We start from the raw sequence: 20,206 nt of genomic DNA, 5'->3' as shown, positions 1-20,206 counted from the left end.
TAAATACGATAAATGCACAAAAGAAAATAAATACCATCACACCTAGTAAATTGCTATTCACGGCTAATCTACTCCTTACATAACCTCATTTTCTATCCAAATTATACTGCTTAAAAATAAAGATTAGGTAAAGATAATATGAAAATAAATTAAAAAAGCGTAGATTGTATTATCTACGCTTTTTTCGGTAAATAGAAGTAAAATAACACACCATCTTCGGTATTCTTGACCCCATATTTAGCATTGTGCAGTTCTAAAATATTTTTTGAAATCGCAAGGCCAAGCCCTGTTCCACCTTGTGAACGTTTCCGTGCCGCATCCACACGATAAAAACGATCCCAAATTTTATCTAATTGTTCTTCTTCAATGTGAGTACCTTTATTTTCAATACACACTTTTATATGATTCGTCTCGTCAATTGTGGAAATAATAACATCTTCTTTTTCTGGTGTATAACGTATTGCATTCGTAATAAAATTCACAATTACTTGTTCAATTCTATTTTGATTCCCAATCACTTCTGCTGGACATATATGTTTGTGCACACTCAGTTCTTTTTTCTCTATCTCCGATGAAAGCTGTTCACATATTTCTTCAATCATTCCATCGATATAGAAAGAATCCATCTTCATGTTATATGTACCAGACTCAAATTTAGCTAATTCAAGCATATCCAAAATTAGTATATCCATCTTGTCTACTTCTTTTTCCATCGCCTGAAAATAGTGGTCTTTCTTATGTTCAGCTACCCCATCTTTTAAAATGGAAATACAGCTTTTCATAATACTCAGCGGCGTTTTTAGTTCATGCGATACACCTGCAATAAATTCTTTCCTTGTGTTTTCTAACTTTCTTTCTTTTTCAATATCTTGTTCAAGCTGTCCAATATGTGAATGTAGTTTATTAGATAATGTATTAATATTTTTTGATAAATCACCAATTTCATCTTTTGAAGTAATCGGGATTTTTTCTGTAAAGTCTAAATGTGCTATTTTCTTCGTTGTATCATTTATTTTTAATAACGGTTTCGCAATTTGTTTTGAGTAATAAAACGAAGCTAGAAAAATTAGAATGACTACAAATGCAACAATATAGATGTAATAATCTTGCACCATTTGTACAGCCTCATCTACAGGCTGTAAAGAAGCCATCGCATATATATATGTTACCGATCCGTCTTTTTCTTTTTTTGGTTTAATTAATAATTTATATTTTATATCATTTTTTTCATAGTCCATTATTTGTGTTGAATACTGTATATGATTATTCTCTTTTAATAATAAATCAGTTTGAAATTCCTTTATGCTATCTAAGAATAAACTATTTTTATAAATTGGATTCACAGGACCTTTTACATCGGGGAACTGTACTTTCGTAACACGTCCTACTATGACAGCATCTAATTCCTGAGCAGCTTGCTCCTGAACGGCCGGCTTCTTTTCCTTAACAACTTGTTCCTCAGCTGCTTTCTTTTTCTCCTGATCTAATTTAATCATTTTCTCATTAAATGCTTTTTCTAACGGTTTATTAGATCCACTTAAATTTTGCTTACCTAACGAGAAAGAGAATGGAATAAAACTTTCTTCTTTTCTCACTCCAGAAAAATAAATTTCTTGTCCTAAAAACTTCTCTGATAATTTATTATCAATCTCCTCTATATTGACGAGATTACCTAAGGGAATCTTGAATATTTGTTGTCCAAAGCTCTTTTGTTGCCTACGGTCTATCGTTACTTCAAAATAAAAATCATCCACATGTTTTAAATTCCCATTCTGATCTAATATCGTAATCCACGTATTATTTTCTCTTAAAAAATCTTGCTCCAGCTTCTGAATTCCTTCTGTACTTCCTGCATCAAGTAAATAGTTCTTTTCAAAGGAATTTAAATTCACTTTAATATCTTCCACTTTTCGATTCGCATAATATTGTTTAAAAAATATTGTTTGTCCAATAAAGATTGTCGCTAAAATCAACATACATAACGCTGTTGTAAGAGTAAATAATTTAAGTACAATCCCTTTTCTCATATGTTCCCCTCGAATTTATAACCGGTTCGCACTACAGTTGTAATGTACTTTGCTTTCTCTCCTAATTTATTTCGCAAATTACGAATATGACTATTAACCGTTCGATCATCGCCAGCAAATTCGTACCCCCAAATTCTTGAAATTAACTGTTCTCTTGTTAAAACAATCCCTTGATTTTTCATGAAATAAGCTAATATTTCAAATTCTGTATGTGTTAAAGTAATGTCTGCCTCATCAACAGTAACAGTACGTGACGGAAAATGGACATGAATGCCATGAATTGCTAACGTATCATCTTCATTTTCTAAAGGTTTCTTTGTTGCTTTTCTACTTTCTAACAATCTTTTCGCTCTCGCTAATAAAATAGGCGGACTATATGGTTTCGCAACATAATCATCTGCCCCAAGCTCAAACCCAAGTAACGTATCATCTTCGTCTACACGCGCTGTCAGCATAATAATAGGAACCCCGGACGTCTTACGAATTCTCCGGCAAACAGACCATCCATCGAGTTCCGGCAACATAATATCAAGAATAACTAAATCAACCTCTTCTTCTTCAAATACAACTAAAGCTTCTTTTCCATCTCTTGCTTCAAACACTATATATTGTTCGCTCAAAAAATAATCTTTTAAAATTTCACGTAAAATATCTTCATCTTCAACAATTAAAATATTTTTTGACATAGTATATGCCTTCCCCTCTCATTTTAAATAGCTAGGCATTTTATACCTTTATTTTGAATTACTCGTAATTAACTTCGCCTCGATAATATATCTATCCGGTGCATCCCCTATATAATCAAAAGGATAGCAAGTCGTCAGTGTTAATATTGGTTCTTCTTTTTTTATAATAACAGTACGATCATCCGCATGGGTAATCCATGTCTTTTGAATTTCATATGTGTACGTTTTATTATCATACTCTAAAATAAGGGTATCCTTTTCTTTTAACTCTCCTAAATCTGTAAAAACAGTATCTCGGTGCCCACTCAGTACAGTATGTCCCCCTCCAGATGGCGTTGTCGTTAAATCACTAACGAACATACCGACTCCTTTTTTCAATGTTGCATCGTTTGCTCCCCAATATATAGAAAACTTCTTCTTTATTTTCGGTATCTTTAACATGGCTACCTTTTCACCTTCTTTATGCTCGGTTTGAGAAGAAGGCACTTGAGAAGTTACAGGTGTTTCATGAGAAAGCTGATTATCTTTTATATTATTAAGACTCTTGATTTCTTCTTTCGTTAATTCTTGAGCAGAGCTTTTTCCTTTATACCATTCCACAGCGTAATATGATCCCATGAATAGCCCTATAGCCATCAATAGGATACCGATATAATTGAGTAACTTCATGTTTCATCCCTCCATGCAAAAAATGGTAGGAATAACCTACCATTTTTAATATATGAAATTATCCCATTCTTTATAGGACAATATTTGATTTACGCCTTAACTTTATTACGACGATTCAAACCAAATAATGTACCTAGTGCTACAAGACATGCGCTTAGTCCCATCATTGCTACATTATTTGATGCTGTGTTTGGTAATTTTTCACCTTGTACAGCTGGCTTTGCTACTTCCTTTTTCGCTGCATCATTCTTTTGCCCGGCCTTAATTGCTTCTTCTTTTTTTGCAAGAGCTTCCTTTTCTTGAACTTGTGGTGTTACTTCTTTTTTCGCTGTATCATTCTTTTGCCCTGCTTTTATTGCTTCTTCTTTTTTAGCCATATCACTTTTTTCTTGTACTTGTGCTGCTTCTTTTTTCTCTACTTCGCTCTTTTGCTGTTCCTGAATTGCTGCTTCCTTTTTAGCTACATCTGACTGTACTTGCGCTGCTTCTTCCTTTGTCAGTGTTCCAGTTGAAGCACTCGCTACCGAAGAATAACCTACTGTTAAAAGTGCCATTGCACAAATTGGTAATAGTTTCTTTTTCATTTTCATTCTCTCCTCTTATACGTTTTACATCACGTCGCATCGGATGTAACACTAGAATAAACAATAGATATAAATATAAGATGCAGATGAAATGGAATTCTGTTAAAGATTTCATTTTAGAAAAATAAAAAAACACCGTAATATATACGATGTTTTTTCGGGTGTGTGTCTCGATATTTATTTGTTACTTTCGCGTGATTGAGAAGTAGAAAGGGCCGGAGTGATAACTAATTGTCTCGGCTCAGTTTTCTTGAAGTGATTTTTGACGTTACACTTACGACATTGAACGACCCATGCTTTAATAGGATTTGTTAAAATAATTTTTTGCCTTTCGTTAGGGGTCTCTTCTTCCAATTTACAACTATCGCTCCACTTACTCCATTTCATTGTAAATTTAGAAGAAGAATGATCGTCTTCTCGATCAAACGTATGCAAAAAATCCATTTCTCCAGCTAGCATTACGGTGTTACTAGTTGCTAAAAAAGAAAAGGTCGTCCAATGTTTCTCCATGCCCTCCTACTCCTTTTTCACATATAGAGTGCCTAAAACTTAATTTACCTAAAATATTCTTGCCCTTTACCTTACACTTATAGTTTATCCAAAACACTACTATGCAACTATCGATTTGTCTTACAAATCACCTTACATTTTTGTAAGAAACGAAAAACCTTCACTCTATATACGTGAAGGTTTCTCATTTCTTATCTATAGAATCTTTCATATCATCAAGTCCAGCCTCTTGCAGCTGCGACATCATACCGTGGGAAATTGCGCCTAATACTAAAGTCATTCCAATTAGTGAAATGCGAATTGCAGGTACATCAATTATGTAAGCCAACATACCAAGAACAATTGTTAAAAGCAATGCTTTTATAAATGTTACACTTGTATACTGTTTCTTTTTCATCATAATCACCCTTTTTGGAAGCGTTTTCTTAATATTATCAGTATATCATATCATCTGACTATTTTGTGGAGACTTCTGTAAAAACCTTATATCTTCTTTGACTTTTTTCTTTCTATCCTTTACAGTCGAAATGTTCACAAGTTTTACACTGTAGGAGGATTCAAATGAAAATTGAAATAAAAGACACTTTAATTTCTGAAGAACAATTACAAGAAAAAGTAAAAGAACTAGCGCTTCAAATCGAACGTGATTTTGAAGGAGAAGAAATCGTTGTAATCGCTGTATTAAAAGGATCTTTCGTATTCGCTGCTGATTTAATTCGTCATATTAAAAACGAATTAACTATCGACTTTATCTCTGCATCTAGCTACGGAAATCAAACAGAAACAACTGGAAAAGTAAAACTATTAAAAGATATCGATGTAAACATTACTGGAAAAAACGTAATTGTCGTAGAAGACATTATCGATTCTGGTTTAACACTTCACTTCTTAAAAGATCACTTCTTCATGCATAAACCAAAAGCATTGAAATTCTGTACGTTACTTGATAAACCTGAACGCCGTAAAGTGGACTTAAAAGCTGAATATGTTGGCTTCCAAATTCCAGACGAATTTATCGTTGGCTACGGTATCGACTGCGCAGAAAAATATCGTAACTTACCATTTATCGCTTCAGTTGTAACGGAATAATATAAAAAAATAAAGTGAAACTTTAATCAGTGGGGGTTTTGTCTATCTCCCACTGATTATTAGTTGAACCAATCGGGCTTTTACGGGCAGTTGATCTCCCACCTAACTTCCTCGTATTCGTCGAAATTTGAGGTGGGAGTCTTACTGCCCGTTAATGCGGGGTAAACTTCCATCAATTACTGATGGAAGTTTATTTTCTATCACAATTCGTAAAAAACAAAGGGAGAGAATAAAAATGACAAAGACAAAATTTGAAAAAGTACTCCTCATCGTAAATCCGAAAGCAGGACAAGGCGATTTACATACGAACTTAACGAAAATCGTACCACCTCTTGCTACGGCTTTTCCTGATTTACGCATCCTACATACGAAAAGGCAAGGTGATGCAACAAAATATTGCCAAGAGTTTGCTAGTAAAGTAGATTTAATTATCGTCTTTGGTGGTGACGGAACTGTATTCGAATGCACAAATGGCTTAGCCCCTCTTAAAACTAGACCTACACTTGCAATTATTCCAGGGGGAACTTGCAACGATTTCTCTCGTACACTTGGTGTTCCGCAAAACATTGCAGAAGCTGCAAAACTCATTACAAAAGGACATGTAAAACCAATTGATGTCGCAAAAGCAAACGGACAACACTTCTTAAACTTCTGGGGCATTGGACTCGTATCTGAAGTATCAAACAATATCGATGCAGAAGAGAAAGCAAAGCTTGGTAAAATCGGTTACTATTTAAGCACCATCCGAACTGTCAAAAATGCTGAAACATTCCCAGTAAAAATCACTTACGACGGACAAGTATATGAAGACGAAGCTGTCCTTGTTATGGTTGGAAACGGTGAATATCTTGGCGGTATTCCTTCCTTTATTCCGAACGTAAAATGTGACGACGGAACACTTGATATTTTCGTTGTAAAATCAACAGGCATCCAGGCGTTTAAAGATTACATCGGAAAGAAACTATTTGAAGACTCAAATGAAAATGACATCTTCCATGTAAAAGCAAAATCAATTCATATTGAAACAGAAGAAGAAAAAGAAGTAGATACAGACGGAGAAAGCTCGCTTCATACACCGTGTCATATTGAACTATTACAAGGACACTTTACGATGATTTATAATCCTAAGCTTGTATAATCGCTATTTCAATATAACTTTAATAATTACTAAACTTCGCATTTTTCAAAAAAATATAGTATAATGAATAAATAAAAGGTTGTTAACAAAAACGTTAACAACCTTTTTTGTTTTTTCTAAAAAACTTTTCAATTTAAAGGAGCGATCACATGTATTGGAGAAAAAATGATAAACCTGTAGAAGAACCAGAAGCAATTGCTGTGTGGGAATGCGAAGCAGACGACTGCCTTGGATGGATGCGTAAAAACTTTTCTTTAGAAGATAAGCCACAATGCCCGTTGTGTAAAGGCGTCATGAAAAGCGGCGAACGATTACTACAGAAATTATAATACTTTTCCCTCTTTATCTTTTATATACTGAAAAGATAGAGGATTTTATTTCTCCTTATCTACAGTACAAGTTGCTTCCTAATTATAAATAATGAAAGAAGCAGCTATTCTACGTAGTAGCTGCTTCTTTCATTATTTAACTTCTTCATCGCTATAAATTCCATATAATATTTCCCTAAATTTAGCTTTATTCATCATCCCCCTTATTCACTACATACTACACTTCTTTCGGAAGAACAATTTTTTTATACAATTGAACTGTAATGAAATAATAAAACACATAAATGACTAAGAAAATAATAATCGGCAGCCAAATCCGGAAATATGGATTATCTATTAAGAACGAGAACATGTTCATTCCGACTAATACGTGCGTTATACCTACGATCGCTGGGAACAAGAAAATGAAAAGTAACTCTTTATAAATTGATTTCGTTAATAGCTCATAACGTACACCAATTTTACGAAGCATTTGATAGCGAATAATATCTTTTGAAGCACCAGAAAGAATTTTAAACATTAAACAACTTGCCAACATTGCTAAGAAAGCTATGCCTAAGAAAAAACCCATAAATACTGTTCCACTGTAAGTACTGTAATATCCTTCATACAGCATATATTTACTCAAAAGATGTACTTCTTTCATATCTTTATATTTAGCTAGTTCTAATTCATCGATTTTTTTCCATTCTTCTTTATACGTTATAAAATTGTCCGTTTTCCCCAGTATTATAATTTCTTCTTTACCTTGTATCCCGTCATACATCTTTTGATCTACAATTTGTATCTTTTGACTAGGTTTCATATATGTCTTTTGAAGAGACCGTAAAACATTTCCCCACTCTTCTGGAATTACATTGGTATTATTCTCATGTTTTTCTTGGCTATGACTTAAAACGGATCCCGCAATTAGTTCCCTCGAAACAGGAACGAATCGGCTACTATTCTCGTCCTTTCCAGTACGTGTTAGCGGACGATTTCTTTCCAAATCTTCTTTCAACTGATAAATAAACTGCTCATCTACTTTGTATCGATATTCATTCTTTTCTTTAAATGTAATACTATCTAGTATTTTCTTTTCTTCTGCTGTGGGATTTTTAATTTCGACATCATAGTATTCTGCACTCTCCACCATATTTGTGACATTATTTTTAAACGCCATACCACTGGAGATTGCACCCGCACCGAGAGCCACTAACATAGCAACTGTTGCTAATACTTTAGTTAAGCTATTAATAGAAAAACTTAACTGAGCAAACGTAAACGCATTGATTCCTTTTTCACTACGATTTTTATTCGCTTTCAGTCTGTTAATAATAATCGGAAGAAATGATGCAAATAGCATATAAGTTCCTAATGTTACTGTAATTGTAGCAATGATAAATCCTGATTCCTTTAGCTCCTTCATATAAATCATCGAAACATAACCAACTACTAATAAAATAATTGATAAAAGTGCTACTATACTTGTTAGTTTCCCTTTAGTAGACGTACGCTCTGTTTTACTATTGGAGTGAACGAGTTGTAATAGCGAATTACGCACTAGTTTCATACCATTCATAATTGCGGACAACATAAATAGTGCAATGAAAAAGATGAAAGTAACAACGATTGATGGTACATAAAATGCATGATAACCACCGCCAGTAAATTCCAGCTCCTTCATCAGTAAATGTCCAACACCTTGTGCCAAGATTATACCGACTATCACACCTACTATAAGAGATACTATTCCTAATACAATTGTTTCAATAAACATGAGCAATGTAATTTTATGCTTTTTTGCCCCTAATACCATATACATACCAAATTCTTTTTGCCGAAGTGATAATAAAAATGAATTGGCGTATAAAATATAAAATAATGTAATAAATCCTAATAAAAATGAGCCCGTTTGAAAGACGGAAAAAATCCCATCCATAGAATTCCCTTCAATAAACGTTTTATTTAACGCTAACGTTTGAAACATATAAAAAATTGAAATAGACATAATAAGCCCAACTAATAAGACCATATAGTCTTTTCGTTTACTTTTTAGTCCCGACATGGAAAGTTTGAATAACATGTTGAACCTTCTTTCTTATGCTTTTTGTGTGCCTAAACCCGCAAGCACATCTAAAATTTCTTTATAGAACTCATCACGCGTACCTCTGCGATGAATTTCTTTATACAGTTCTCCGTCTTGGATGAATAAAATACGTCGGCAGTAACTCGCACTAAATGGATCATGTGTAACCATCATAATCGAAACATCCTGTTCTTCATTTAAGTTGGTCATCGACTCTAATAAACTTTTCGCATTTTTAGAATCAAGCGCTCCTGTTGGCTCATCTCCTAAAATAATGGCTGGCTCATGTACAAGTGCACGGGCCGCTGCCGAACGTTGTTTTTGTCCACCAGATACTTCGGACGGATATTTTTGAAGAATCTCTGAAATTCCTAACATTTCTACTACCTTTTTCACCTTTGATTCAATTCTTTTCGAATGAACACCTTGCAGAGAAAGCGGTAATGCAATGTTTTCATAGATTGATAAGTTTTCAAGTAAGTTAAAATCTTGAAAGATAAACCCTAGTTTCTCTGAGCGAAAATCAGATAATTCCCCCTGCTTCATTTTCGTAATATCTATTCCAGCAATTTCAACAATTCCACCTGTTGCCTTATCTAATGTAGAAATTACATTCAATAATGTTGTTTTTCCTGAACCAGATGGTCCCATAATTCCAACGAATTCACCCTCTTGAATTGAGAACGATACATTCTTTAGCGCATGTGATTGACTCTCATCTTTTTTACCGTATACCTTTTGTACATTCTTTACCTCTACAACTGATGCTTTCATATATATCCTCCTACACTTCTTTTTCCTATCTTTTATTTTCCCTACATATTTTCCGAGCACTTCTTAACCCATTTCTAAGTATAGATAGCATTTCTTAATAAATAGCAGCGGATATTCTTAACATTTCTTTAAGAATACGAAAAAGCCCCAAATCATAGTAGATTGGGGCTTTTGGATTCTATATTCTATTTTTGAGTAACAAATAAAGTATTTATTTCTCCTCTTTAATTTTTGCTTGTTTATTGTAGAAATAACAACATCTTTTTCTCTGGCGTATAACGGATTACATTCGTTATATTGTTGACAATTACTTTTTCAATACGATGTCGATTGGCAATAACCTGCATTGCAAATACATGTTTGTAAACATGTATTTTTTCTCTATGTCTAATAATAACTGTTCACATATATGCTCAATAACCCAATCAATGTAAAAGCAAATCCAATACGATTTACAAGTCGCACTTTTAATTCATCCATTTTTTATAGGCTAATGTAAAATTTTATGCTTTAATCTTACGACGAGTAAATCCAAATACTGATCCTAATGCTACAAGGCATGCACTTAGTATCATCATTGTTACGCTATTTGATGCTGTATTTGGTAGTTTTTCTCCTTTTACAGCTTGTTTGGCTATTTCTTTTTTCTCTACTTCATTCTTTTGTTGGGCTTGAATCGCCGCGTTCTTTTTCTCTAATGCTTCTTTTTGTTGATCCTGAATCGCTGCTTCTGCTTTTTCTAATGATTTTTTTTCTTGCTCCTGCATTGCTGCTTTCTTTTTCTCTAACGCCTCTTTTTGCCAAGCCTGAAATTCTGCTTCTTTTTTTTCTAACGCCTCTTTTTGCTGTTCTTGCGCTTGTACTGATACTTCTTCCTTTGACATTGTTCCAGTAGATGCACTAGCTACCGATGAGTATCCTATTGATAAAATTGCCATTGCACAAATTGGTAAAAATTTCTTTTTCATTTCATTTCTCTCCCTGTATACTTTTTTAAACACCACCTTGGGTGTATTTATAGAATAAATAAGCTATGTAAATATAAGATGCAGATACGATATATTTCACTTAAAGATTCAATTATTATAATTAATTAATCTATAAATACAGATGTAAACCATTGAAAAATAGTAGAGGAATTTCTTGATTTCCCCCTTAAGAATATTAAAAAGCCCCAAACTATAATAGTTTGAGACCTTTGAATTCTATATTCTATTTTTGAGTAAGAAACAAACTTTTATTTTTGATTTTTTCTTTTTGTGCTTATATAAATAAGATTAAATTATATAAGAATAAAGTATTTACTTCTCATCCTTAATTTTAATTTTAACTTGTTTATAAAAATCTAATTTCTCTTTGTTATATTCTTGTGTATATCTATTAAATTTCTCTTTTTCTCGTTGAATGTCCTCATTCATTTGATTTACACCTTTAATCTTTTCACTAACCCTTTTTAAGTTCGTTTCTTTTTCACCTAAGCTTTTATATAATTCTCTTTCAGATTTCATTAATTTTTGATATGAATCATTTATCTTACTAAAAGATGAATAACGCTTTTTATAAATATCCTGTATGTTTTTCGCTTGTTTCTGAAGAGCTGCATCTTCCATTTTATCTATAGTTTTATGAACTGATTTTACTTCTTCTTGTGCTTTTCCAAAAGCTTCTTTTTCTTTGTTCCATACTTTTTCACGTTCATCAATACTTTTTGTAGCTTGCTCTAACTTCGGCATAATTGCTTGGTTACTATCTTTACCCTCATTTATAATTTGATTGTATAACTCTTGACCTTCTTTTTCTAAAACCTCTAGTTTTTTCACATCTTCAGAAACCGTCTTTTCTTGCTTCGTTGCATTTTCAAATGCAACGAACAATTCTGCTTCTGGCTTCGTGCCAAAACACCCTGTTAATAAGCTTATGGATATAATTCCCGTAATCGCTAACGCTTTATAAGTCAATGTCAATTCCCCCTATGTTACATACGTTTATCATGCATAAAGTTCAATGGGAAATGATCATCTTCATGATATGCTTCAAATTCATACCCTTTTTCTTTTAAACCTTTAATAATAGCAGGTACTGCTGCAACGGATTGCGGATGAATGTCATGCATCAAAATCACTTCTTTTTGATCTGTCGCACCAGCCAGTACATTTTGAACAATTTTTGCTGTTGCTGTATTTATTGGCATTCCACTGTATTCCCAATCTAATGAATCAATTGTCCAATCCCATACTTTAAGACCATTTTCTACAACTTTATTACGAAGTTCTTCGTGTAATCCTGGCTTTGAACCATATGGTGGGCGTGTTAGTTTTGGGGCATGTCCGAGAATACTAGCAATTAAACCTTGATCCTCTTTCATTTCATCTACGTAGCCACCTTGGGCATATAATTTCTTGTTATTGTGCGTCATGCTATGCATTCCCACATAGTGTCCTTCTACTTCTTCTCTTTTTACTAAATCAGGATACGATTTTACATTTTGACCGATTAGAAAAAATGTTGCTTTCGCATCATTTTCCTTTAATATATCTAGCAACTGTGCCGTATACTTTCCTGGACCGTCATCAAAGGTAAGATAGGCAATTTTTCTAGTTTGACCATTAAATTGCGTTGGTGCTACCTTATTCATCTCCACTTTTATTTGTTCATTTGCATATTGAACTGGATTCTCTTGATTTGCTATCGCTTTTGCAGGTGAGGTTATCGATTGAAATACGAAAAAAGCTCCTCCCACTACAACTGTAGCTACTGTCATTACAACTATGTTTTTTACCTTTAACAATTTCCCCATTCTATTAATTCCTTTCTACATCCCTTACTTATTAATGAAATATTAATCTAACTTTTCAAGTCTTCCTCGTTATTTATTCATCTTTCCTTCGGAAGAACAATCCTCTTATATAATTGTACAGTGATTAAATAGTAGACTATATAAATCCCCAGGAATATACAAATCGGCATCCAGATGTTCACATATGGATTCACAAAAAATTTAACAAATGTAAATATGTTCATTCCTACCAAAACATGAATGAGACCCAATATTGCTGGAAATAGAAATACGATACCTAATTCTTTATACATAGATTTTATAAGTAATTCTTTACGCACCCCAATTTTCCGAAGCATCTCATACCGCCCTATATCTTTCGTAGCCCCAGAAAGGATTTTAAACATTAAACAACTTGCCATCATAGCTAAAAAAGCAAGACCTAAAAAGAATCCCATAAAGGAAGTTCCTTTTGAAAAGGCGAGCATAGATTCATAATCACCATAGTTTGTTGGTAAATATACGTCTTCCTTAGACCTATTAGTAGCAGCAGCTATTTTTTCAATTTGACGATTATCCATCTCTTTTAACTCTGTTTTATACTGTAAAATATTATCTACTTTAGCAATAAAAAACGTATGCTCATTCCCTTGAATTGTTTCATAACGGTTTTTATCGACAATATAGACAGGCTTACGATTATATACAGTAATATTCGACCTAAAATCACTATCCACAATCTTGTCCCAGTTCATCGGTAACGTAGAACTAGATGGATCAACTTCCTCTCCCTTAAACATCCTATAACTCGAAGATGGAAGTTGTTCAGAAATATGTGTTGTCTCTTTCTTTCTGAATAGAAGTGGAGGATTCTCTAATAACTCCTCTTTTAAATAATAAACAGCCTCATTATCAACTTTATATTTATACTGTTTTTTATCTATAATTTTCATTTTTTCCATAGCTTTATAATCCGCTGCTTCTGGATTATGAATTGTAATATCATACCCTGGCATTTTTTCTGCTGTAAGGATTACATTTTTCTGTAAAGACATGCCACCGGCCATTGCCCCCACGCCTAGTCCAATTAGCATCGTTACCGTTCCTAATATTTTCGCTAAACTACTTACACGGAACTGCAATTGTGCAAATGTAAATGCATTTAATTTCTTTTCGTTTAAATAGCGCGTTTTTTTTAATCTATTAACAAACGTGGGTAAAAGAGAAATAAATATAAGATATGTTCCCAATGTAATTGTGAATAATGGGAATAAAATGGCGCCAGCACCTTTTATTCCTACAAAGATTACGAAATAATATCCTACACTTAGTCCTAATAAACTACATAAAGTTAACGCCATTGTGACAGGACCCTTTTTTCGTATCTGCTCCGCCTTTTGCTCTGTACGAATTAAATCTAATTCTGTTTTAAGTGTTATTCGAATTGCATTCACAACAGATGTAAGCAGAAACAATGCACTAAAGAATATAAATGTTATTTTGAATGCAGGACCATAAAATGCTTGATAACCTTCAGCTGATATTTCCAATTGTTTTGTTAAAAATCTACTTATGAAATTAGAAAGAATAGCTCCGAATACACTACCTAATACTAGTGAAATCATTCCCATAGACAATGTCTCAAAGAATAAGAGTTGACTGATTTTACTCTTTTTGGCTCCTAACACAAGATACATGCCAAGTTCTTTCCGCCGGAGTGAGAGAAGAAATGAGTTTGCATAAAAAATATAAAAGAAGGTAATAAACGCCACCAAAATCGATCCTATTTGAAATACAAATACGATCGAACCAATAATACTGTTATTCATTGTAAACTCTTTATTTAACGCAAGTGTTTGAAACATATAAAATATAGAAATAGAGATTACAAGACCTATTAATAAAACGATATAATCCTTAATCATTTTTTTCATACTGGAAATAGAAAGCTTTAATAACATACTCTACGCCCACGCTTCTCTTCAATATGGTGTACTACATTCACCTTTTTACTATGTACTTTTTGTACAACGTTTTCATCAAATATTAAAGTTTTCATATTTCCTCCTGTCATATGGCTAGTGTTACGATTACGCTATTTTTATAGACACTAACTATCATTTTATCTTTTCTTTACAAACAGCAATATTGATTCCCCTTACATTATCCTTACATTTTTGTAATGTATATTCCCGAAAATAATTACAATATATAAATTAAATGTTTTATAACCCAATTCATATACCATTACTTTGTTCTCACGAAGATGGCGTCAATAATGTTTTCGAAGAGCCATTATTCTCGCGCTCAAATAATGCATTTACAAATATAAATTCGAAGGATGTTGTATAGTTTTTCTAGCCTACTGGAGAGGTTATATAAATAATTAATATTAAAAATGGACAAAAAAAAAGATCCACTGTAATACTTAATAACTTTGCACTTATCATCAGTTTACCTCTTCATTATAATTGTCCGAGATAAAGATAAAATAAAAACGATATAAAGATATAACTACATATTATTAAATTTAGTACCATTTTATTTTCCCTTATCCTTCTTACTCTTTACTTTACATTAATTCTCTTCGTTTCTAATTCACCTCTCATAGACACTATATAAAACTATTATTTAGGTTCTATTAAAATTACATCTTCTAAATCATATAAATTTGCCTTTGGTTTTGCATAAATAATATAAGCAAGACCATATTGATCTGGTTCTTGCTCTATCACCTCTGCTACTTCAAGACCGGGTGGTATTTTCTGACTTAATTCAGAGGTAATAACGCTATCACCTATTTTTATTTCTTTCACTTTATCTGATGGAATATTATCAATTCGAAGGGCTTGTTTTTTCTTATCGTACCCTGTAACAAATCCTAAAATAGATGAATCATTTTGGAAGGTGATTGCTAAACGATTTGTTCGTTCATCTTTCGTAATTAATTTCACAACAGATGTATATTGATCTACACTCTCTACCTTTCCGATAAAACCGTTCACTGTAATAACAGCCATATCAGCCTTTACACCATGTTGTGAACCTCTATCAAGAGTAATTTCTCTATACCACTCTTCTGCTACACGGGTTACTACTGTAGCTTGAATGAAATCATATTTTCCCTGTTCCTTTAATTCTTTCGTTTTGTTGATAATTTTAGTAAGGCTTTCTTTCTCCTCACTTAACATTTGCACTTTACTCTTTAACGATTCTTGATGTTCAATTTTCCCTTTCAATACTTGATTCTCTTTATATACTTTATAAATGTCTTCTATATTATGAACAATATTTTGGACATGCTTATTATTTGTACATACATATACCATCAATAAAGCCAAAAGAATAATTGAAAGAAATACTAATATTTTCTTCTTAGAAACCTGCATGATCATCTTGCTACTCCTTACTATTTTTTATCTACATACTATAGAATACTAGTCATTGTACACAGAAGAAATGCAGTTTAAATAAAGTTAAGATAAACTTTATCTTCTTTATAAAAAATTTAGAACTTATCATATACTGCCACAATATTCGAAGCTTGCTCGTTACCTTATCCATGGAATGCCACTTATAATTTCTATAACTAATTGTGTTGTATCTGTACTTTCTCTTTTACTTTCGTAGGTATTTCATCTATTTGTACTTCTTCCCATTTCATACCATAACTTCCTTTAGATCTAATCTTTAAATATGCTCCTATTCTTAAATGTTTTGAAGCAGTCATCGCAATCTTTTGCTCTTGACCAGATTCATTATATCCTTTGAATTTATATTCCCATCTAGCAAAACCTTTGTTTTCAGCTCCATATTTACCATCATTATCAACAACAGCATAATAAATATCTTCTTTAATAAATGGATTGAGTTGATCTACAATCGGTCCACCCTTTCCTATAAGTAATGTAACTCCAACTATAATCAATACGATAAACGAACTTATTTTTTTCATGAAACTTTCTATTCTCCTCTTCTCAGATACTTCTCCTTAAAGGACTTCCTCTAAATCCATCGCGGCACTATTACGTATTAAAATGTAACCAAATTTCCTAATGCTCTTCTAATTAAATTGGCAATAAGATAATAAATTGAATAACCCCATTTTCATATTCTGCTCGAATTTCTCCTTTGTGCAATTCAACAATGCTTTTTGCAATTGCAAGCCCCAAACCTGAACCTTCTACAGCTCTACTTCTCGATTGATCTTTTTTATAAAAACGCTCAAACAAATTCTCTAATTCTTTTTTTGTAAATTCTTCACTATGATTCGCTATAGCAATTTTGATATGCTGTTCTTCTCTTTGAAGTAAAATCCGAATTTCTGCTTTATCTATACTGTATTTAATTGCATTTATTAAAAGATTTTCAAACACACGTACCATTTTTTCTGAGTCCACAACAGCGTATATACGATCTTCCTGAAATTCTTTCACAAAAGAAAGATTATGCTCCTCCGCTTGTGGTACTAGCTCTTCTATTAACTGATCAAGTAGTTCATTCATACACACTTCTTGCGAATCTAACGACATATTTTCATCTGTTAGTTTTGTATACTCAAACAAATCCTCTATTAACATCTTCAACTGCTCTGATTTTGAGAAAGCAATTTTTATATACTCATCATGCTGTTCTTTATTTTCATATTTTGCATCACCTAGTAAACGTAAATACCCCATAATAGAAGTAAGTGGTGTTCTTAAATCATGTGATACATTTGTAATCAATTCACTTTTTTGTTTCTCTATTTGTTTTTCCTTTTCTATATTAGCCAAAAGCTTTTCTGCCATTTGATTAATATTTGAAGTTAATAACCCTATTTCATCTTGACCTGCCTGCTTGATTTTATATTGTAAATTACCTTTCGAAAATTCCCTTACTCCTTCTGCCATCGCTTCAATCTGATTCATCTTCCTTTTCGTTATATAAAAGAAAGACAGTATAAACGTGATAAAACCTAGTAAAGATGGAAATGGGCTACTATCATTCACGATATACTTCACATTTCCTTGTGGTATACCACTTGCAATGATATACATATTTTTCGTATTAACAGTAACCGGATAAAAGGTTGTAAACTCCTTACGCTTTTGTTCAGTTCCATCTTGAATTAAATTTTGCGCCTCTACATATCGTACTTGATCCATTTTAAAATCCATCACATTACGCATCGTCTCATGAAGATTGATTTGTTCTTCCGGCGCTCCCTTTGTTTTATAAACGACTTTCCCATTCTCATCTATTATTAAAATTTTTAGTTGATTTTGATGATTCGATTGATCAAGCAGTTCTTGTATATTAATTTCCTTACCTTCCTCTGTTATACTTCCAACAAGCCATTGTGTCTGTCCATCAATGGCTTCCATACCTGATGCATAATCAATGATAGAAATTTTATTCGCATCCTCGAAAAAGGAAGATGAAGACCACCCTACTAATACACCGAGTACCGTACAGAAAGTAAATGTAGCAATTAGCTGTATCCGTATACTTTTTTCCAAATAACTCACTGTTTTATCTATCATTTTTTTAAAAATTTGATTCATCCATATTATCGGTTCAAATATCTTTCCCAATCTTGTAGCCAACTCCCCATACTGTTTTAATATAACGAGGCTTTCTTGGAATCGCCTCTATCTTTTCGCGTATTTTCCGAATATGTACCATCACAGTATTATCGGATTGGAAAGCTTGTTCTTTCCATACTCTTTCATAAATTTGCGCTGCATTTAATACTATTCCTTGATTTCGTGCAAGCAATTCTAATACCTCAAACTCTCTCGGTGTCAATTTCACTTCTTCATTTGCAATAATGACCTGACGCGTTACTATATTTATCTTTATATCTCCAACTTCAAATACATTTTCATCTTTTACGCTTGTCCCGCTCATTTTCATATATCTCCGAAGTTGTGATTTAATCCGGGCAATGAGTTCCAGCGGATTAAATGGTTTTGCTACGTAATCATCTGCCCCAGTTGTTAACCCCAAAATCTTGTCCATATCTTGCGTTTTTGCCGACAGCATAATAATAGGCATTTCTGCTATTTCTCTCACTTTCATACACATATGAATGCCATCTATTTTCGGCATCATAATATCAAGTACAATTAGATGCACGTCTCTTTTCTTTACTATTTCTAACCCCTCTTCACCATCTACAGCTTGTAATACTTCGTATCCTTCATTCTTTAAATAGATAGCGATAAGTTTTCTAATTTCCTTCTCATCGTCCACGATTAGTATCGTTCCTTTACTCACAAAATCTCCTCCAGCATCATTTACCAAACTAAGAATGTTGCTTTATTTCACTCACTACTGCATTCTTCTTATGCATATACACATAAGAAATACTACAAACTACAATAACGATGCCACCAAAATATATACCGTACTCGGTCGCAAGGGTTACTATCACTTCTATATGCTTTCCAAATATAGAACCTAGTACAAAATAAACTAACGTCCAGACAAATCCTGTTACATATGAATAAATCGCATATGTCTTAAAAGACATGTTATTCATTCCTACTAAATACGGTACGATATGCCTCACAACAGGTATAAAATAACTTATAACTAATGCATAATGACCATATTTTCCTATCATCTCTTGCGATTTTAAAAGATACTTCATCTTTTTCTTTTTCATCAATTTATTAAGCACTTTTATGCCAAAGATTTTCCCGGCTATATACCCTAAAGAAAGGCCGGATACAACGCCTAAATACGTTAATAAAAAGGCGGGAATCAAATTCAATATACCCATCGATGATACAAATCCACCACTCATTACAATCATTTCATCTGGAATCGGCATACCGATAATACCAAGCCATAAACAAAAAAATAGTGCCCAATAACCATACTGCTCAATGTATGACATTAATTCATGTAACTCCATTATGCATATGCTCCCCTTAACTCTTTTCTACAGCTAAATACGTAAGCTGGTGGGAAATTAAGCCACACTTTTTCTAGTGTAATTTCAGGGAAGAAATGCTGTATAAATCCTTTTTTCACAAGTGAATATTGAAATGTAATAAATTCCCCGTTCTCATGTATCGTTTCCATTACACTGTTTAAAATGCGCTTGGAAACCTCTTCTGGTAAAGAAGCAAAAGGTAATCCTGATAAGACGTAATCAATACATTCTATATTTAATTGTTCCATATACTTCTTTATATTTTCAGCTGAACCGTGTATAACAATCACGTTCTGCTCATCTTTATATTTTCTCTTTAACTCTTTAAAAAACACTTCATTAATTTCAACAAGAAGAAATATTGTCTCCTTCTTCTTTCTCTTCATAATCTCTTTCGTAAAAGCTCCTGTACCAGGACCTAGCTCAACAATGCATTTCGCTCTATTAAAATCAATTACATCTACCATTTTCTTTGCTAATATTTTTGAACTCGGTGCAACCGCACCAGTATGTTTCGGATGTTTTATAAATTCAGTTAAGAATGTTATGAGCTGCATGTACTCTCTCTCCATTCGTTCAATAGTTTTAACTTGTGTTTAAGTATAACTATCGTTTCTTAACAAATATTGAG

General features: G+C 32.9%; 21 protein-coding genes. 3 read left to right on the top strand and 18 right to left on the bottom strand.

The features are described from left to right. Window positions 1–173: 173 nt before the first annotated feature. The 6 genes from JFU18_RS19025 to JFU18_RS19000 form a co-directional block, all read right to left on the bottom strand. Window positions 174–2,027 carry a sensor histidine kinase gene (locus JFU18_RS19025; RefSeq protein ID WP_201034410.1) on the bottom strand — a complete coding sequence of 618 codons (1,854 nt, stop codon included), beginning with the start codon at window positions 2,025–2,027 and terminating at the stop codon, window positions 174–176. Then, window positions 2,024–2,713, bottom strand: a complete 690-nt coding sequence (locus JFU18_RS19020) for a response regulator transcription factor (RefSeq protein WP_201034411.1) — start codon at window positions 2,711–2,713, stop codon at window positions 2,024–2,026. The genes JFU18_RS19025 and JFU18_RS19020 overlap by 4 nt, the downstream gene beginning before the upstream one ends. A gap of 48 nt (window positions 2,714–2,761) precedes the next feature. Next, the gene (locus JFU18_RS19015) at window positions 2,762–3,382 is read right to left on the bottom strand and encodes a class D sortase (protein ID WP_201034412.1); all 621 of its coding nucleotides are present in this window, start codon (window positions 3,380–3,382) and stop codon (window positions 2,762–2,764) included. Window positions 3,383–3,471: 89 nt separating this feature from the next. After that, the gene (locus tag JFU18_RS19010) at window positions 3,472–3,966 is read right to left on the bottom strand and encodes an LPXTG cell wall anchor domain-containing protein (RefSeq protein ID WP_201034413.1); all 495 of its coding nucleotides are present in this window, start codon (window positions 3,964–3,966) and stop codon (window positions 3,472–3,474) included. A gap of 177 nt (window positions 3,967–4,143) precedes the next feature. Next, the gene (locus tag JFU18_RS19005; protein ID WP_201034414.1) at window positions 4,144–4,476 is read right to left on the bottom strand and encodes a hypothetical protein; all 333 of its coding nucleotides are present in this window, start codon (window positions 4,474–4,476) and stop codon (window positions 4,144–4,146) included. A 184-nt stretch (window positions 4,477–4,660) separates the two neighbouring features. Next, the gene (locus JFU18_RS19000) at window positions 4,661–4,876 is read right to left on the bottom strand and encodes a hypothetical protein (protein ID WP_000976189.1); all 216 of its coding nucleotides are present in this window, start codon (window positions 4,874–4,876) and stop codon (window positions 4,661–4,663) included. 161 nt (window positions 4,877–5,037) lie between these two features. Here JFU18_RS19000 and hpt point away from each other — a divergent pair, with 161 nt between their 5' ends. The 3 genes from hpt (at window position 5,038) to JFU18_RS18985 (ending at window position 7,032) form a co-directional block, all read left to right on the top strand. Beyond that, a complete protein-coding gene (gene hpt / locus JFU18_RS18995; protein WP_000687585.1) occupies window positions 5,038–5,565 on the top strand; it encodes a hypoxanthine phosphoribosyltransferase in 528 nt (175 codons plus the stop codon). 235 nt (window positions 5,566–5,800) lie between these two features. Continuing rightward, on the top strand, window positions 5,801–6,703 hold the full coding sequence (locus JFU18_RS18990) for a diacylglycerol/lipid kinase family protein (RefSeq protein WP_085312640.1): 903 nt from the start codon (window positions 5,801–5,803) through the stop codon (window positions 6,701–6,703). A gap of 149 nt (window positions 6,704–6,852) precedes the next feature. Then, entirely contained in the window at window positions 6,853–7,032 is a 180-nt protein-coding gene (locus JFU18_RS18985; RefSeq protein WP_201034415.1) for a cold-inducible protein YdjO-related protein, read from the top strand. 217 nt (window positions 7,033–7,249) lie between these two features. Here JFU18_RS18985 and JFU18_RS18980 read toward each other — a convergent pair whose 3' ends face one another. The 12 genes from JFU18_RS18980 to JFU18_RS18925 all read right to left on the bottom strand — a co-directional run bounded on the left by JFU18_RS18980 (window position 7,250) and on the right by JFU18_RS18925 (window position 20,132). Further along, window positions 7,250–9,097, bottom strand: a complete 1,848-nt coding sequence (locus JFU18_RS18980) for an FtsX-like permease family protein (protein WP_201034416.1) — start codon at window positions 9,095–9,097, stop codon at window positions 7,250–7,252. 15 nt (window positions 9,098–9,112) lie between these two features. Continuing rightward, window positions 9,113–9,874 carry an ABC transporter ATP-binding protein gene (locus tag JFU18_RS18975; RefSeq protein WP_201034417.1) on the bottom strand — a complete coding sequence of 254 codons (762 nt, stop codon included), beginning with the start codon at window positions 9,872–9,874 and terminating at the stop codon, window positions 9,113–9,115. Between the two features lie 503 nt (window positions 9,875–10,377). After that, on the bottom strand, window positions 10,378–10,842 hold the full coding sequence (locus tag JFU18_RS18970; RefSeq protein ID WP_085312643.1) for an LPXTG cell wall anchor domain-containing protein: 465 nt from the start codon (window positions 10,840–10,842) through the stop codon (window positions 10,378–10,380). Between the two features lie 333 nt (window positions 10,843–11,175). Beyond that, window positions 11,176–11,832, bottom strand: a complete 657-nt coding sequence (locus tag JFU18_RS18965; protein WP_201034418.1) for a YkyA family protein — start codon at window positions 11,830–11,832, stop codon at window positions 11,176–11,178. 17 nt (window positions 11,833–11,849) lie between these two features. Beyond that, entirely contained in the window at window positions 11,850–12,671 is an 822-nt protein-coding gene (locus JFU18_RS18960) for a peptidoglycan-N-acetylglucosamine deacetylase (protein WP_201034419.1), read from the bottom strand. Between the two features lie 77 nt (window positions 12,672–12,748). Continuing rightward, window positions 12,749–14,611: an FtsX-like permease family protein gene (locus tag JFU18_RS18955; protein WP_201050335.1), complete on the bottom strand. Its 1,863-nt coding sequence runs from the start codon at window positions 14,609–14,611 to the stop codon at window positions 12,749–12,751. 666 nt (window positions 14,612–15,277) lie between these two features. Continuing rightward, window positions 15,278–16,045, bottom strand: a complete 768-nt coding sequence (mreC, locus tag JFU18_RS18950) for a rod shape-determining protein MreC (RefSeq protein ID WP_201034420.1) — start codon at window positions 16,043–16,045, stop codon at window positions 15,278–15,280. Window positions 16,046–16,239: 194 nt separating this feature from the next. Next, entirely contained in the window at window positions 16,240–16,605 is a 366-nt protein-coding gene (locus JFU18_RS18945; RefSeq protein ID WP_085312648.1) for a YxeA family protein, read from the bottom strand. 112 nt (window positions 16,606–16,717) lie between these two features. Continuing rightward, window positions 16,718–18,226, bottom strand: a complete 1,509-nt coding sequence (locus JFU18_RS18940; protein WP_201034421.1) for a sensor histidine kinase — start codon at window positions 18,224–18,226, stop codon at window positions 16,718–16,720. Continuing rightward, entirely contained in the window at window positions 18,210–18,911 is a 702-nt protein-coding gene (locus tag JFU18_RS18935; RefSeq protein ID WP_201031978.1) for a response regulator transcription factor, read from the bottom strand. Before JFU18_RS18935 ends, JFU18_RS18940 begins: the two co-directional genes overlap by 17 nt. 28 nt (window positions 18,912–18,939) lie before the next feature. After that, entirely contained in the window at window positions 18,940–19,554 is a 615-nt protein-coding gene (locus JFU18_RS18930) for a DedA family protein (RefSeq protein WP_201031979.1), read from the bottom strand. Continuing rightward, window positions 19,554–20,132 carry a class I SAM-dependent methyltransferase gene (locus tag JFU18_RS18925; RefSeq protein WP_201031980.1) on the bottom strand — a complete coding sequence of 193 codons (579 nt, stop codon included), beginning with the start codon at window positions 20,130–20,132 and terminating at the stop codon, window positions 19,554–19,556. Before JFU18_RS18925 ends, JFU18_RS18930 begins: the two co-directional genes overlap by 1 nt. Window positions 20,133–20,206 lie beyond the last annotated feature (74 nt).

The organism is Bacillus sp. TH22 (assembly GCF_016651015.1).
In the GTDB taxonomy this organism is placed as follows: domain Bacteria; phylum Bacillota; class Bacilli; order Bacillales; family Bacillaceae_G; genus Bacillus_A; species Bacillus_A mycoides.
Note: the sequence above shows the minus strand (reverse complement) of the source record. Positions and strands in the feature narration are given on the sequence as shown.

Excerpts from the sequence above, each read along its gene's own strand:
- JFU18_RS19000 (WP_000976189.1), bottom strand. The coding sequence starts at position 4,876 with ATGATGAAAAAGAAACAGTATACAAGTGTAACATTTATAAAAGCATTG.
- mreC (WP_201034420.1), bottom strand. The coding sequence starts at position 16,045 with ATGATCATGCAGGTTTCTAAGAAGAAAATATTAGTATTTCTTTCAATT.
- hpt (WP_000687585.1), top strand. The coding sequence starts at position 5,038 with ATGAAAATTGAAATAAAAGACACTTTAATTTCTGAAGAACAATTACAA.
- JFU18_RS18945 (WP_085312648.1), bottom strand. The coding sequence starts at position 16,605 with ATGAAAAAAATAAGTTCGTTTATCGTATTGATTATAGTTGGAGTTACA.
- JFU18_RS19025 (WP_201034410.1), bottom strand. The coding sequence starts at position 2,027 with ATGAGAAAAGGGATTGTACTTAAATTATTTACTCTTACAACAGCGTTA.
- JFU18_RS18975 (WP_201034417.1), bottom strand. The coding sequence starts at position 9,874 with ATGAAAGCATCAGTTGTAGAGGTAAAGAATGTACAAAAGGTATACGGT.
- JFU18_RS19010 (WP_201034413.1), bottom strand. The coding sequence starts at position 3,966 with ATGAAAAAGAAACTATTACCAATTTGTGCAATGGCACTTTTAACAGTA.
- JFU18_RS18990 (WP_085312640.1), top strand. The coding sequence starts at position 5,801 with ATGACAAAGACAAAATTTGAAAAAGTACTCCTCATCGTAAATCCGAAA.
- JFU18_RS18955 (WP_201050335.1), bottom strand. The coding sequence starts at position 14,611 with ATGTTATTAAAGCTTTCTATTTCCAGTATGAAAAAAATGATTAAGGAT.
- JFU18_RS18970 (WP_085312643.1), bottom strand. The coding sequence starts at position 10,842 with ATGAAAAAGAAATTTTTACCAATTTGTGCAATGGCAATTTTATCAATA.
- JFU18_RS19015 (WP_201034412.1), bottom strand. The coding sequence starts at position 3,382 with ATGAAGTTACTCAATTATATCGGTATCCTATTGATGGCTATAGGGCTA.
- JFU18_RS18930 (WP_201031979.1), bottom strand. The coding sequence starts at position 19,554 with ATGGAGTTACATGAATTAATGTCATACATTGAGCAGTATGGTTATTGG.
- JFU18_RS18925 (WP_201031980.1), bottom strand. The coding sequence starts at position 20,132 with ATGCAGCTCATAACATTCTTAACTGAATTTATAAAACATCCGAAACAT.
- JFU18_RS19020 (WP_201034411.1), bottom strand. The coding sequence starts at position 2,713 with ATGTCAAAAAATATTTTAATTGTTGAAGATGAAGATATTTTACGTGAA.
- JFU18_RS18960 (WP_201034419.1), bottom strand. The coding sequence starts at position 12,671 with ATGGGGAAATTGTTAAAGGTAAAAAACATAGTTGTAATGACAGTAGCT.
- JFU18_RS18985 (WP_201034415.1), top strand. The coding sequence starts at position 6,853 with ATGTATTGGAGAAAAAATGATAAACCTGTAGAAGAACCAGAAGCAATT.
- JFU18_RS18980 (WP_201034416.1), bottom strand. The coding sequence starts at position 9,097 with ATGTTATTCAAACTTTCCATGTCGGGACTAAAAAGTAAACGAAAAGAC.
- JFU18_RS19005 (WP_201034414.1), bottom strand. The coding sequence starts at position 4,476 with ATGGAGAAACATTGGACGACCTTTTCTTTTTTAGCAACTAGTAACACC.